Origin of the sequence: Spongiactinospora gelatinilytica, from assembly GCF_003236385.1 — a bacterium.
Lineage (GTDB): Bacteria > Actinomycetota > Actinomycetes > Streptosporangiales > Streptosporangiaceae > Spongiactinospora > Spongiactinospora gelatinilytica.
This window is the reverse complement of sequence record NZ_POUA01000186.1, coordinates 1-14,376: the sequence shown is the minus strand read 5'-3', so window position 1 is coordinate 14,376 and position 14,376 is coordinate 1. Positions and strand designations below refer to the sequence as shown.

The 14,376-nt window shown below is 73.2% G+C and carries 9 protein-coding genes; 3 read left to right on the top strand and 6 right to left on the bottom strand.

Going from position 1 to position 14,376, the window contains the following annotated elements; genetic code table 11:
- The first annotated feature begins 170 nt into the window (after window positions 1-170).
- Window positions 171-683 (top strand): SbtR family transcriptional regulator, encoded by a 513-nt coding sequence (locus C1I98_RS22325; protein ID WP_111169381.1) that lies wholly within the window; start codon window positions 171-173, stop codon window positions 681-683.
- An 86-nt stretch (window positions 684-769) separates the two neighbouring features.
- On the opposite strand, the gene C1I98_RS22320 is transcribed toward C1I98_RS22325, so the two are convergent.
- From C1I98_RS22320 to C1I98_RS22310, 3 genes are all read right to left on the bottom strand, one after another.
- The gene (locus tag C1I98_RS22320; protein ID WP_199537127.1) at window positions 770-2,413 is read right to left on the bottom strand and encodes a phospho-sugar mutase; all 1,644 of its coding nucleotides are present in this window, start codon (window positions 2,411-2,413) and stop codon (window positions 770-772) included.
- 39 nt (window positions 2,414-2,452) lie between these two features.
- The gene (locus C1I98_RS22315) at window positions 2,453-3,265 is read right to left on the bottom strand and encodes a purine-nucleoside phosphorylase (protein ID WP_111169379.1); all 813 of its coding nucleotides are present in this window, start codon (window positions 3,263-3,265) and stop codon (window positions 2,453-2,455) included.
- A gap of 91 nt (window positions 3,266-3,356) precedes the next feature.
- Window positions 3,357-3,809: a gamma-glutamylcyclotransferase family protein gene (locus C1I98_RS22310; RefSeq protein WP_111169384.1), complete on the bottom strand. Its 453-nt coding sequence runs from the start codon at window positions 3,807-3,809 to the stop codon at window positions 3,357-3,359.
- 116 nt (window positions 3,810-3,925) lie between these two features.
- On the opposite strand from C1I98_RS22310, the gene C1I98_RS22305 reads away from it, so the two are divergent.
- On the top strand, window positions 3,926-5,320 hold the full coding sequence (locus C1I98_RS22305; protein WP_111169383.1) for an NAD(P)H-quinone dehydrogenase: 1,395 nt from the start codon (window positions 3,926-3,928) through the stop codon (window positions 5,318-5,320).
- 81 nt (window positions 5,321-5,401) lie between these two features.
- Here C1I98_RS22305 and C1I98_RS22300 read toward each other — a convergent pair whose 3' ends face one another.
- Together C1I98_RS22300 and C1I98_RS22295 are read right to left on the bottom strand one after the other, a co-directional pair.
- Entirely contained in the window at window positions 5,402-6,772 is a 1,371-nt protein-coding gene (locus tag C1I98_RS22300; protein WP_233508070.1) for a hypothetical protein, read from the bottom strand.
- Between the two features lie 105 nt (window positions 6,773-6,877).
- A complete protein-coding gene (locus C1I98_RS22295) occupies window positions 6,878-8,638 on the bottom strand; it encodes an acetyl/propionyl/methylcrotonyl-CoA carboxylase subunit alpha (RefSeq protein WP_111169378.1) in 1,761 nt (586 codons plus the stop codon).
- A 273-nt stretch (window positions 8,639-8,911) separates the two neighbouring features.
- Between C1I98_RS22295 and C1I98_RS22290 the strand changes: the two genes are divergently transcribed.
- Complete coding sequence (locus C1I98_RS22290) at window positions 8,912-9,184, top strand: WXG100 family type VII secretion target (protein WP_111169377.1); 273 nt, start codon at window positions 8,912-8,914, stop codon at window positions 9,182-9,184.
- A 64-nt stretch (window positions 9,185-9,248) separates the two neighbouring features.
- Here C1I98_RS22290 and C1I98_RS22285 read toward each other — a convergent pair whose 3' ends face one another.
- Complete coding sequence (locus C1I98_RS22285; RefSeq protein WP_111169376.1) at window positions 9,249-13,892, bottom strand: type VII secretion EssC family protein; 4,644 nt, start codon at window positions 13,890-13,892, stop codon at window positions 9,249-9,251.
- Window positions 13,893-14,376 lie beyond the last annotated feature (484 nt).

The window sequence follows — 14,376 nt, the reverse complement described above, 5'->3', positions numbered from 1 at the left end:
GCGGCCCACACCCCGGCAGACTGACCCCGCCACCGAGGCGGCCCGCCGCCCTGAGCGCATTCCGCAGGCGGCGGGCCGTGGGCTCGTCAGCGGCCCTGTGACCTGCGCGAGCGGGTGAGCCAGCGCGCCGAGCCGAACGCCACCCGGGCGCGGGAGTCGGCAACGCCACCTTGTACCGCCACTTCCCGGACCGCGCCGACCTGATCGGAGCCGTGGTGGTGGACAACATGGCGCAGGTGGCGGCCCTCGCCGCCGAGGTCTTGGCCGCCGAGCCGTCGGCCGGCCAGGCGCTCGCCGCGTTCGCCCAGCGGGTCGTCGAACACCGTATCGTCGCCATGCTGCCCATCCTGGGCGCGCACGTCGAGCAGACCACCGAGTTCCGCCAGGCGCGCACCCACCTCCTGGCGGCGCTGGACACTCTGGTCGAGGCCGCCCGCGCCGAGGGGGCGCTGCGTTCTGACGTAGGCGCCGCCGACCTCGTCATGTTCCTCACCGTGCTCACCCGCCCTCTGCCGTCGGTGTCACGCGACCTCGGCGACGCGGTACGCGCTCGGTTGCTGGCCACCCTCCTCGACGGCCTGCGCCCCGGCGGCGCCACCCCGCTGCCGGGCGCCCCCCTCGACGCGGACCTCATCACGGCCGGCCTGACGACGGCGAACCGGAGCCCGGCCACACAGCCATAGCCCGCTACGCGCCGCACCTCGCCGCTCAGGACGGAACAGCGTCAGCGACGAACGCCGCTGCCGCCGCGCTCATCCCTGGCTTGGTCTCAGGGGGCTCCGGCGAGGGCGGCGGTCAAGGTGTCGCCGATGGCGGTGATGTCCTGGGCCGCGCGGGCTCGGGCCGTGTCGACGTCGCCGTCGGGCCCGACCGGGGTGACGACCTCCAGGTAGCACTTCAGCTTGGGCTCGGTGCCGCTCGGCCGTACGATCGCGCGGGCGTCCCCGGCGAGCCGGAAGCGCAGGGCGTCCGTAGGCGGTAGCGCGCTCGTCCCGGCGGCGAAGTCGTCGATGCCCTCGACGGCCCGGCCGCCGAGGGCGGTGGGCGGGCCGGCCCGCAGCCGGTCCATCGCCGCGGTGATCAGGGACAGATCCTCGACGCGGAAGGACAGCGCGCCCGTGGCGTGCAGGCCGTACTTCCTGGCCTGGTCGTCCAGCAGGTCGAGCAGGGTGCGCCCGGCGTGCCGGGCGGCGGCGGCCAGCGCGGCGACGGTGAGCGCGGCCCCGATGCCGTCCTTGTCGCGCACCGGCAGCCCCGCGTCCGACCCGACGCTGTACCCGAGCGCCTCCTCGTACCCGAAGACCAGCCCCGGCCCCGCCCGCATGATCCATTTGAAGCCGGTCAGCGTCTCCGCGAACGCCACCCCGTGCGCCGCCGCGATCTTGCCGAGCAGCGAGGAGGACACGATCGTGGTCGCCACCCGGCGCGAGCCGCCCGACGTGGCCCCCAGTACGTGCTCGGCCAGCAGCCCGCCCAGTTCGTCGCCGGTCAGCATGCGATGGCCGCCGCCGCCCAGCGGCACGCCGACCGCGCACCGGTCGGCGTCGGGGTCGTTGGCGATCAACAGGTCCGCGCCGAGCCGCCCGGCCAGCTCCAGCGCCAGATCCATCGCGCCTGGTTCCTCCGGGTTGGGGAAGGCGACGGTGGGAAAGTCCGGGTCGGGGTCGCGCTGCGCCGCCACGACGTACGGCGGGGCGAACCCGGCCCGCTCGAACGCCTTGCCCAGCGTGCCGCCGCCCACCCCGTGCAGCGGCGTGTAGACGACGGTCAGGTCACGAACCTTCGGATCGCCCAGCGGCAGCGCGGTCACCGCCGACAGGTAGGCGTCGGCGATCTCCGGGCCGAGCACCTCCCACTCGCCCAGCGGCAGCCGGTCCACCCGCCCCACGGCGTCGATGGCGGCCGAGATCCGCGCGTCCACCGGCGGCACGATCTGCCGCCCGTCCGCCCAGTAGACCTTGTACCCGTTGTCGCGCGGCGGGTTGTGGCTCGCCGTCACGGTCACCCCCGCGACCGCGCCCAGGTGGCGCACCGCGAAGGCCAGCACCGGCGTCGGCAGCGGCCCGGGCAGCAGCAGGGCGCGCAGCCCGGCCCCGGCCAGCACGGCGGCGGTGTCCCGGGCGAAGACGTCTGACTTGTGCCGGGCGTCGTACCCGATGACCACCTTTCCGCCCGGGCCCAGCACAGCGGCCAGACCGGCGGCGGCCCGCATGACGGTGACGCGGTTCATCCGGTTGGGGCCCGTGCCCAGCTCGCCGCGCAGCCCGGAGGTGCCGAACTCCAGCTTGGCGGCGAACCGCCCGGCGAGGGCGGCCTGATCACCGCTCGCCAGCAGTCCTTCCAGCTCGGAACGGGTCTCGGGGTCGGGGTCCTGGGCCAGCCAGTCCTCCGCCCGCCGTACCAGATCGCGCACGCGCACCCCTCCCGAGCCGCAAAAGAGCGCAAAAGAGCGCTAGAGGTTGTCGATCGCCTTGGCCAGCAGCAGCCCCATCCGCCCCGCCGTCGCCCGGCCCACCGCCAGCACCTCCTGGTGGTCGAGCGGTTCGTCGACCAGCCCGGCGCCGGGGTTGGTGACCAGCGAGACGCCCAGCACCTCGGCGCCGCCCTCGCGGGCCGCGATGGCCTCAAGCACGGTGGACATGCCGACCATGTCGCCGCCGATGGTCCGGCACATCCGGATCTCGGCGGGCGTCTCGTACGAGGGGCCGCGCAGCCCGACGTACACGCCTTCGGTCAGGGAGGGATCGGCCTCGCGCGCCAGGTCGCGCAGCCGCCTGCTGTAGACCTCGGTCAGGTCGATGAACGCCGGGCCGGTGAGCGGGTTGGCACCGGTGAGGTTGATGTGGTCGCTGATCAGCACGGGGTCGCCGACGCGCTGGAGCTCCGGGCGCAGGCCGCCCGCCGCGTTGGTGAGCACGACCGTGCGGACCCCGGCCGCCAGGGCGGTGCGCACGCCGTGCGCCACCGAATCGACGCCGTGGCCCTCGTACAGGTGGGTGCGGCCAAGGAAGACCAGGACCTTGCGGCCCGAGCCGGTGACCACGGCGCGTACCGTGCCCGTGTGGCCCGCCACGGCGGGCGGCGCGAACCCCGGCAGGTCGCCCACCGGGATCTCGGCGAGCGCGCCACCGAGCGCGTCGGCGGCCGGGGCCCAGCCCGAGCCCATCACCAGGGCCGTGTCGAAGGCGTCCAATCCGGTCTGCGAGGTCAGGGCGCGCGCGGCCCGCTCCGCGAGCGCACCGGGGGTGTGGTCATCGTGGGTCACAGGACCGAGGCTACCGGCCGCCGGGCCACCCGGCGATCAGCTCCCCATCCAGGTGCAGGGACCCTATGCTCCGGAGTCGGCCGCCCTGCGGTCAGCTCCCCATCGAGGTGCAGGGACGGCTGCGCAGGTCCTTGACGTAGTCGTCGGGGGCGCCCGCCTTCTCCGCGGCGTCGGAGATGATGCCGAGGTAGCGGGCGGCGGGCAGGCCGCCCTCGTAGTCGTCCAGCACGTGGAACCACGCCACCACCTCGCCCTCCAGCGTCTGCACCCGCAGGCGCACCCGCCGGTACAGGCCGAGGGAGGCGCCCTCCCAGTGGTCGAGGGTCTGCTCGTCCCATTCGGGGACGTCGTAAAGGACGACGAAGACATGCTCGTAGGGGTCTTCGACGATGGTGGCGAGCGCGCCCTCCCAGCCGACGTCCGCCCCGCCGAAGGTCAGACGCCAGCCCTGCAGCCAGCCCGTGCCCCGCATCGGGGAGTGAGGAGCCCGCTGAGCCATCTGCGCCGGGTCCATGTTGCTGCCGTAGGCCGCGTAAACAGGCACGGCACCCAAGGGTAATCCAAGATCGCACGCCTGCGGCTCATGCGGCGGGGGTCCGGTGGTTCGTGCCTTCGTGCCCGCATCGATGCGCACTCCTGGGATACGGGACAATGGTGTACGTGACGAGGATCGTGATCATAGGCGGCGGCCCCGGCGGTTACGAGGCGGCCCTGGTCGCCGCGCAATTGGGCGCGGAGGTCACGGTTGTGGAGAAGGACGGCATCGGCGGGCACTGCGTGCTCACCGACTGTGTGCCGTCCAAGACCCTGATCGCCACTTCTGTGCGCAAGCAGGCGCTGCTCGACGCCGCCTCGCTCGGGGTCCACTTCACCGGCGGCGGCGACGGCGAGGTGGGCGGCGTGCAGGTCGATCTGCCGCTGGTCAACAAACGGGTCAAGGAGCTGGCGCAGGCGCAGTCCGCCGACATCGCGGCGCGCATGGCGGCCGAGGGCGTGGAGGTGATCGCCGCCCAGGGGCGGCTGGTCGATCCGCAGGTGGTCCGGGCCGGTGATCGCACGATCGAGGCCGACGTGGTGATCGTCGCGACCGGCGCGACGCCCCGGGTGCTGCCCACCGCCCGCCCGGACGGCGAGCGCATTCTCGACTGGCGGCAGATCTACGACCTGCCCGAGTTGCCCGAGCACCTGATCGTGGTGGGCTCGGGGGTGACCGGAGCGGAGTTCGCCGGCGCCTATCGCTCGCTCGGTTCAGAGGTCACGCTGGTCTCCAGCCGCGACCGGATGATGCCCAACGAAGACCCCGACGGCGCCGAGGTGCTGGAGGAGGTCTACCGCAGGCGCGGGATGAACGTCATGGGCCGTTCCCGCGCGGCCGGCGTCAAGCGCACCGCCGACGGCGTGGTCGTCACTCTCGAAGACGGCCGCACGGCCGAGGGCTCGCACTGCCTGATGACCGTCGGCATGATCCCCAACACTCGAGGGCTCGGCCTTGAGGAGGCCGGGGTCACCCTCGACGCCAACGGTTTCATCCAGGTGGACAAGGTCTCCCGCACCTCCGCTCCCGGCGTCTACGCGGCGGGCGACTGCACCGGTGTGCTGATGCTCGCCTCCGTGGCGGCCATGCAGGGCCGGATCGCGGTGTGGCACGCGCTGGGCGAGGCCGTCCAGCCGCTGCGGATGGCCACGGTGGCGGCCAACATCTTCACCGACCCGGAGATCGCCACGGTCGGGGTGACGCAGCGCCAGATCGAGTCCGGCGAGATCGACGCCAACGTGGTGAAGCTCCCGCTGGCCACCAACGCGCGGGCCAAGATGCAGGGCTTCAACGACGGCTTCGTCAAGCTGTTCTGCCGCCCCAACACCGGCATCGTGCTGGGCGGGGTCATCGTCGCGCCGGGCGCCTCCGAGCAGATCCTGGCCGTGTCGGAGGCGGTGCAGCAGCGGCTGACGGTCGATCAGCTCGCCCACACGTTCGCGGTCTACCCGTCGCTTTCCGGCTCGGTGACCGAGGCGGCCCGTCGCCTGATGCAGCCGATGACCAACAGCGGCATCTGACCCGATCCGACCCACTGACAAAACGGGAAGACCCCGGCGGCCCAAGGCCACCGGGGTCTTCGCGTCACAGGCCGGGGACGACTACCAGTCGCCGCCGAAGTCACCGCCGCCGAAGTCACCGAAGCCGCCGGCGTCTCCGCCGCCGCCGCCGAAGTCTCCGCCGCCCATGCCGCCGCCGGCGTCGGTCATGCCTTGCTCATAACCCATGCCGTAGCCGCCCATGCCCCAGCCGCCCATCATGCTGCCCATCAGCGTGCCGACGAGCATGATGCTCATCACGTCGCCGAAGCCGCCGTAGTAGCCGTAGGCGTAGGGCTGGTAGGCCGGGCCCGCGTCGTAGTAGGGCCGCCGCTGGCCGTTGACCACGACCTCGCGCATCTGCGGGTCGAGGCCGTGCTCCACGGCTTCGGCGTCGGCCGCGCAGGCGGGCACGTCGCGGACCGCGCCGCCGGGCGGGGCCCAGCGCACGTCGCGGACGGACGGGCCGTGCTGCGGGTTGAAGAAGCACGGCGCCCGCCGCTCGGGGATCGGCTGCTGGTTGACCCGCGCCTTCACCACGGCCAGCGCGTAGCGGCCGTCCTGAAGCGTGGAGGTCACGCCGCGCACGTCGTCGGGCCGCCTGACCGCGCCCAGCTCGACCTTGGCCTTCTCGTAGGAGTCGAGCGCCTGCTGCCACTCGGTCAGGTGGCCGCCGCCCTCGCCGAGCATCTTGACGTCGGCGTCGAGCGCGGTGATCTCCTCACCGAACTTGGTGACGTCTTCCTCCACGGTCTGCTTGACGGCGGCCAGCTCGGCGGCCTCGCGCGCCTCGCGCTGCTGCCGCTTCTTGCGCGAGTAGAGGAACAGGCCGCCGCCGCCCACCAGGAGCAGCACCAGCAGGGCGATGGTCACGCCGGAGCTGACGCCGCCGCTCGTGCCCGCCTTGCTGCCCGAGCCGAGCGCGCCGTCTCTGTCGCCCTTCACGGCGGCGTTGGTGCGGTTGACGAAGTCCTTCACCACGTTGACGACATCGCCCGCGTTGTTCTGGGCGGACAGGTCGGAGATCCGGCCCATGGTCCGCTGGTTCACCACGTCGGAGGTGCCGAACAGGTTCTGCCCGTCGATCACGGCGAGCGAGCTGCTGCCCTTGCCCGCGGCCTCCAGGGCCTGGCCGAGCGTGGTCATATAGGAGCGGACCTGGTCGTTGGGCAGCGTGCCGTCGGGGAACGCGGCCAGGTAGATCGGGTGCTTGGAGTCGGCGAGCACGTCGCGCACGTCGGACTGCTGGGCGGAGGTGAGCGACGCGCCGCTCATCACATAGAGCTTGTCCCTGGTGCTCTGCCAGGACGCGATAACGGTGGCCGCGTCGGGCGGCGCCGCCGCACTCGCGGCGGGCGCCATCGCGAGCAGGGCGAAGAGCCCCGCGAGCAGCGCGGCGAGCGCTGTGCCCGCGCGGCGGGCCGGTTGGGTCATTTTCACGGCAGCAAGCCTCCTTCGCCCGGAAGGACGAACGGGCGGTCGGCGGAGTTCCCTCGTCCCCTCAACTCGACCGTATCTCTTTCCCAGGGGCCACAGGCGCTAGGACTCCTTGATGTCGCAGATGACCGCGCCGGAGTTGACCGTCTGGCCGACGGCGGCGCTGAGCCCGGAGACGGTACCGTCCTTGTGCGCGGTGAGCGGTTGTTCCATCTTCATCGCTTCGAGCACCACGATGACGTCGCCGGTGCGTACCGTGTCGCCGTCGTCGGCGACCACCTTGACGATGGTGCCCTGCATCGGGCTGACCAGGGAGTCGCCGCCGGCCGCGGCCTTCTTGGCGGCTGCGGCGGCGCGCCTGCGCGGGGGCGCCCCCGATGCGCGGCCGGCCGCCGTACCGTTGGCGGCGAACCCCGCGGGCAGCACCACCTCCAGGCGCTTGCCGCCGACCTCGACCGTGATCCGCTCCCGCTCCGCGCCCGTCTCCTCCGGAGCCGCCGCAGGGACGGCGTAGGGCGGGATGGTGTTGTCGAACCCGGACTCGATCCAGCCGGTGTGGACGGTGAACGGCTCGCCGGTGAACGCCGGGTCCGCCACGACCGCGCGGTGGAAGGGCAGCACGGTGGGCATGCCCTCGATCTCGTACTCCGCCAGCGCCCGCCGCGCCCGCGCGAGCGCCTGCCGCCGGTCGGCCCCGGTGACGATCAGCTTGGCGATCAGCGAGTCGAACGCCTGCGGCACGGTCTGCCCGGCCGTGTAACCGGCGTCGAGCCGCACGCCCGGCCCCGCGGGGAGCCGCATCGCGGTGATCGTGCCGGGGGCGGGCAGGAAGCCGCGGCCGGGGTCTTCGGCGTTGATCCGATACTCGATGGAGTGCCCGCGCAGCGGCGGGTCGTCGTACCCCAGCGGCTCGCCGGACGCGATCCTGAACATCTCCCGCACCAGGTCGATGCCGGTGACCTCTTCGCTCACCGGGTGCTCGACCTGGAGCCGGGTGTTGACCTCAAGGAAGGACACCGTGCCGTCGGCGCCGATGAGGAACTCACAGGTGCCCGCCCCGACGTAGCCGGCCTCGCGCAGGATCGCCTTGGACGCGCGGTAGAGCAGGTCGCGCTGCTCGATGGTGAGGAAGGGCGCGGGGGCCTCCTCCACCAGCTTCTGGTGTCGGCGCTGGAGGGAACAGTCGCGGGTGGAGATCACCACGACGTTGCCGTGGGCGTCGGCAAGGCACTGGGTCTCCACGTGCCGGGGGCGGTCCAGGTAGCGCTCGACGAAGCACTCGCCGCGGCCGAAGGCGGTGACCGCCTCGCGGACCGCGCTGTCGAACAGGGCGGGGATCTCCTCCATGGTGCGGGCGACCTTCAGCCCGCGCCCGCCGCCGCCGAAGGCGGCCTTGATCGCGATGGGCAGGCCGTGCTCCTCGGCGAAGGCGGTGACCTCGGCGGCGCCTTCGACCGGGTCGGGGGTGCCGGCGACCAGCGGCGCGCCCGCGCGCTGGGCGATGTGCCGGGCCGAGACCTTGTCGCCGAGCGCGGTGATCGCGGCCGGCGGCGGGCCGATCCAGGTGAGCCCGGCGTCGATGACGGCCTGGGCGAAGTCGGCGTTCTCGGCCAGGAACCCGTAGCCGGGGTGGACCGCGTCGGCGCCGCTCCGCTTGGCGATCTCCAGCAGTTTGCCGATGTTCAGGTAGGTGTCGGCCGGGGTGGAGCCGCCGAGCCCGTAGGCTTCGTCGGCCATGGTGACGTGCAGGGCGTCGAGGTCTTCGTCGGCGTAGACGGCAACGCCGGCCAATTGCGCGTCGCGGCACGCCCGCGCGATCCGGACGGCGATCTCACCACGGTTGGCGATCAGGACCTTGTGCACAGACGTCGTTCCTTCCTCACACGGCCGCCCATCGCTCCCGGGGGACCGGAGCACTCGGCCTTCCCACGGAGTTTAGGCGTCTTCGGCCCCTCGCATTGCGGGACCCCGCGCGAATGCGCCCGGTGATCGAGGACCGGGTCTCCCGCACGGATCCGCGCTTTGATTCGTGCCAGTTCTCGATAGCCACTCGGCATAACGGCTCTCTCGCCGTAATCTGGCGTCTAACGTGATGGCGCTTGGCGACCTTGTGACGTCAACCAGAAGGAGACTGGCATGAGCCAGAGCTTGCTCGGTGGCAATCCCGCTGAAATGCAGCAGATGGCCACTCAGTTCACGCAACAGGCCGATCAGGTGCGTGCGACCACCGCCGCGCTGGACCGCGAGGCCGCGAAGGTCGGCACCGCGTGGACCGGACCGGGAGCCGAGCGTTTCCGTGACTCCTGGCAGAACTACCGTGCCGCCTTCCAGCGGATGGCCGAGGAGCTTCAGGAAGCGTCGCGGGTCATCAACACCTACCGGGGCAACATCGAGTCCGCCACCCAATGACAGCAGGCTGAAAAACGCGCGGGCGCATTCGGCAGGGATGCGCCCGCGCGTTTTTCCGGCCCCTTCACTCGGGCAGCGCCGCCTGGACGGGCGTGACGGTGCCCAGGGTGACCAGGAGCCCGCGCCCCGGCGGGCCGCCCACCGCGCCGCGCGGCAGACGTACGGTGAACAGGTCGCCGTCGGCGGGGCTCTGCACCGAGAGCAGCAGCCCGGTGCGCGGTTTGCGGGCCTCGGCGACGAATCCCCGGTAGGCGGTGGTCAGGTCGCCGGTGGGACCGGCGATGATCAGGCCGTGCTCGGCGTCGCGGCCGGACCGCAGCACCTCTTCCAGAGTCCCGCCGAGCACGGAGTCCGGCGAGATCAGTTCGGCGTCGTCCACCAGCACCACGAACCGGTCGTGCCCGGTCAGCGCGGCCCGCAGGTCGCCGTCCGCGCCCAGTACGGCCAGCACCCCCTGCTGCCCGGAAAGGTCGCGCAGCGGGCTCCTGCGCGGCGCGACCACCGCGACCGGAGTACCGGCCGCCAGCAGCGAGCGGGCGGCGGTCAGCAGCGCGGCCGAACGCCCCGACCGCGACGGCCCCGCGATCACCGCCCCAGGCCCCTGCCCGACCAGATCGACGCCGAGCGGCGTGAGCGCGTCGCCGCCCACGCCGAGCAGCGCCCAAAGCGGCGACGGCGGCTCGAAGGCGGGGGCGAGTTCCATCGCCTGGGTGGCGGTGATCCGCATCGGCAGCGGATCGACCCGCATCGGCCGCTCCCACCCGGGGCGCGGCGAGACCGAGACCGGCTCGCGGGCCAGCGCCTGGAGGGCGGCGACCTGGGCGGGCCCGGACGGTTCGGCGGCCAGCAGGGCGATCTGGCTCTCCACGAGCCCGTGGTCGCTCATCGCCAGCACCCGGCCGGGCGGCATGGACGAGGGCAGGTCGCGCAGCGGCAGCCCGGCCAGGCCGTAGTCGGCGGGGTCGGCCAGGCGCAGCACCAGCCGCTCGTCGAAGACCGTGGAGACCTGGCCGAGCAGGCCGGACCTGTCGGCCGTCACCACCGCCCGCACGCCGACCGCGGGCCCCTCACGGAAGATCTGGAGGATCGTGTCGATCAGCCGCCCGTAGTCGTAGCCCTCGAACGCGGCCACGAACCCCTCCCAGCGGTCGAGCATCAGCAGCAGCCACGGGGGGCGTTCGCCGTCCGGGCCCGCGCCGGAAGGTTCGGCGGCGCGCATCTCGGCGAGCGAGGCGTACCCGGCGGCGGCCAGGAGCTGCTGCCTGCGGCCCACCTCGGCGCGCAGCCGGGTCAGCAGGCGCTCGGCGCGGTCCAGCTGGTCGCGGGTGACGACCGCGCCGCAGTGCGGCAGGCCGACCAGCGGGAGCAGCGCGCCGGAGCCGCAGTCGATCGCGTGCAGGTGGACGTCGGCGGGCGAGGCGGCGCCGGCCAGCGCCCCGGCGATGGTCCGCAGGGCCGTGGTACGTCCGCTGCGGGCCGCCCCGGCGAGCAGCAGGTGCCCGCCGTTCACCAGGTCCAGCGCCAGCTCGCGGCGGCCCTGCGCCCACGGCTCGTCCGTCACCCCGAACACCAGCGGCGGCACCTCCTTGCCCTCGGGAGGCACGGAGCCGTACCCGAGTTCGGTGACGGTGACGCGCTCGGGAAGAGGGTCCAGCCACGGCGTGGGCTGCTCAGGGACGTTCAGCGCCCGCGCGGTGTCGATCAGGGCCTGGGTGAGCGCGGACAGGTCGCTCGCGGCGCTGGTCTCCTGCTGCTCGGCCGCCGCGGCGGGCAGCGCGTGGCCGAGCGCGCGCCAGCCCAGCTCGGCCACCCTGACCCGGTCGCCGCCGCCCTGCCCGCCCGCGCGCCCGCCGATCCTGGCCGCCTGCACGGCGGTGGCCGCGCCGACCCCGGACTTGACGTAGCACCGGCCCGGCGTGGACTTGGAGATGTGCGCCGCGTCCGGCCGGTCGATGACGTCGGTGGACTCGACGCCCTCGGTGACCCGCAGCGCGATCCGCAGTGAGGTGTTGGCCTGGATGTCGGCGGTGACCACGCCCGCGGGCCGCTGGGTGGCCAGGATCAGGTGGATGCCCAGCGAACGGCCGCGCCTGGCGATGTCCACCAGCCCGGTCACGAAGTCGGGCAGCTCGGTCACCATCGCGGCGAACTCGTCGATGATCAGCACCAGCCGGGGCAGCGCCGGGCGCGAACCCTGCTCGGCCTGGTAGTCCTCGATGTCCTTGGCCCCTGTGTCGAGCAGCAGGCGCTCCCTGCGCCGGATCTCGGCGGCCAGCGAGGCCAGGGCCCGTTTGGTGAGGTGCCCGTCCAGGTCGGTGACCATGCCGACGGTGTGCGGCAGCCGTACGCACTCCTTGAACGCCGCGCCGCCCTTGTAGTCGATCAGCACGAACGTCATCTCGTCCGGCCGGTTGGCCACCGCCAGCGAGCAGATCAGCGTTTGCAGCAGCTCGGACTTGCCCGCGCCGGTGGTGCCCGCGACCAGGGCGTGCGGGCCGTCGCGGCGCAGGTCCACGGCGAAGGGGCCGTCCGGGCCGATGCCGAGCTGCGCGCGGGTGGTCGCGCCCTTCCAGCGTTCGCTGATCGCCGTCACCGACGGGACCGGCATGCTCAGCAGGTCCAGCAGCCGGACCGAGTCGGGCAGCGCGGACGCGGACTCGTCCCTGCTGACGTCACGGATCGGGGCCAGCGCGCGGGCCAGCCGGTCGCACCAGGAGGCCGGTACCTGGTCGGCCAGGATGTCGCCGAGCGCGTCGAGGCCGCCGCCGAGCAGGCGGACCCACCCGCCGGCGTCGCAGTCGGCGACCGTGGCGCACTCCTCGGGGAGCAGCCGCCGGTCCTCGTCCAGGGCCAGGGTGTAGACGCCCGCCCGGGGGCCCTGCCGCAGTACCTGTGGCATGCCGGGCAGTGCGCGCAGCACCTGCGCCCCATCGAGCACGACCAGAACGTCGTAGGGACGCTCGTCGTAGGAGGAGAAGGCGGGCTCCTCGGTGGCCCCCCAGGCGGACGACTTGCGCTCGCCGCCCCAGCCCAGGTCGTCCCAGCCGGTCGGGACCTTGCCGAACCCGGGGGAGGCGGCCTCCTCGCCGAGCCGTTCGTCGATCAGCGCGGCCAGTTCGGCGACCCGCCGGGCGGCGGCCTCAGGGTCGGCGCCGATCAGCGCCACGCAGTCCTCCCCGCCGTGCGGGGCGCAGTGCGGCAGCCAGCGGGCCCAGCTCCAGTGGTCGTTGCCGTCGCCGTGCGCCGACAGCACCACCACCGCGAGGTCCCTCGGACTGTGCAGCGCGGCGGCCTGCCCGACCAGCCACCTGGCCAGGCCCGCCGCCTGCGCGCGCGGGCCGGTGATGCCGGCCACGCCCAGGCGGCGCATGGCCAGGGCGACCGGCACCGCGCGGGAGACCGGCGGACCGGGCAGTACGGCGTCGGCGGGCGCGCCGCGCTCGGGCACCATCTCCAGGTCGGCGGGCAGGTCGGCGAGCCCGACGCGCAGCCGCAGCGCGTCGGAGTCGTGGATGCGGCGCTCCCACAGCCGCCGCCGCGGGCCGGTCGCGGTCAGCAGCACCTCGGCGGGATCGGGCGCGAGCGCCCTGCGGGCGACCTCGTCGGCGGCCCTGGCGGTCTCCAGGCTCTCCTCGAAGGCGGCGATCCGCTGCTTGTACTCCTTGAGCGCCTGCCGGTACTGCTTGCGCCCGTGGCGCTTGTCGCTCCACCACTGGCCGATCATGATCATCGGGGTCATCAGGGCGAACAGCAGGAAGTACCAGATCTGCAGGAAGTACGCCAGGCCCAGCCCCAGTACGGCGGGCAGCATGGCGGCCAGGAGCTGCAACCGGACCCCGTCGCTCCGCCTGGGCTCGGCGGGCACCTCCAGCCGGCGCATCCGGTCGGGCCGCGCCAGCCGGGGCGGCCGGTTGTAGGCGAAGCCGCCGTCGGCGCGCGAGTCGAGGTGGGCGTCGGGCGGCTCTATTTCGGTCAGGGTGAACGCCGAGCTGCCGCAGACCATCAGAGCGCCCCAGGGCCACGGGGTGGCCTCGGCCAGGTACCGGCCTTCGAGTACCGGTGTCGGCTGCGCCACGGCGATCTCAGGGCCGGGCAGGGGCATCTCCGGGGCGATGCCCTTGCGCCCGCGCTTCCTGCGCCGTCTGCGCCGCCTGGGCTCGGGCGGGGCGGCGGTGACGACGGGCGGCTCGACCATGACGCCCTCGGTGGTGATCCGCAGCCGCGCGGCCTCCCGCGGCAGCGCCGGGTCGGGCACGGCGACCGCGCACGCCGCCGCCGAGCCGATCATGTGACTGCCGAGCCCCAGCCGGTGTACCGAGCCCGCCGCCGGCCCGCCCACCACCCGCAGCTCGACGATCCCGCCGGGCTCCTCGGCGACCGTGGCCCCGGCGAGCCGCGCGTCGAGCGTGACCAGGTCGCCGTTGCGCAGCACCCGGATGGCCGCGGCCCCGGGGTCCAGCGGCCGCCCGCCGCGCCAGAGCCGCGGCACGCCGTCGGTGGTTTCGGGCGTCCGTTGCGCCGGGACGAGGGACCGCCGGTCCATCCCGTACGGCGCGCGCGCCCGCGACAGGCGGACCACCTTGGCCAGCCGCTCGCCGGTCGCGCCGCCGAGGGCCTCCGCCACCGCGGCGACCGTCGTGCCCTCGTCGCCCTCGATGACGACGTCACGACCACCGTGCTCGCCCACCAGAGTGAGCATGATCCGCATATCGGGACTCCTTGGTGTGCTCCGCGCTTCAACGTAACCAGGCGGAGGCTCCGTTGCGATGGGGTTCGCGCCAATCGCCTGGTTCGTGTGCGTGCCGAGCCCGACTAGTGGGATTTATGGTGCGTCTGTTACTGAAGTTTAATTCCATCCGCATTACCAGCTAATGCCCCCCGAATCCAGCGTCTTAACGAACGGGTCTTGCTCCCCCGGTGTTGACATGGTCAGCTTGATGAAACGAGCATGGGTCTGCGTATAACCTCCTACGGTCATCGTCGCGACGCACATAATGGCGTGAATTCCGTTGTTCACGTCCGGCCGATATCGTGATCGCAGCCCTCGCTCCAGTGCGTGGGCGGATCCACCGACTCCTGGGAGCCCCCGACCCATGAGGATCAGTGAGACGCCCGCCCGCGACAGCCGTACCACGGTCGCCGCGGGTGCTCAGGGCACCCTTTCCGGCCCCGCCTCCCGCAAGCTCCCCGTC

Coding starts and splice junctions, on each gene's coding strand:
- C1I98_RS22285 (WP_111169376.1), bottom strand. CDS start 13,892: ATGCGGATCATGCTCACTCTGGTGGGCGAGCACGGTGGTCGTGACGTC.
- C1I98_RS22290 (WP_111169377.1), top strand. CDS start 8,912: ATGAGCCAGAGCTTGCTCGGTGGCAATCCCGCTGAAATGCAGCAGATG.
- C1I98_RS22300 (WP_233508070.1), bottom strand. CDS start 6,772: ATGACCCAACCGGCCCGCCGCGCGGGCACAGCGCTCGCCGCGCTGCTC.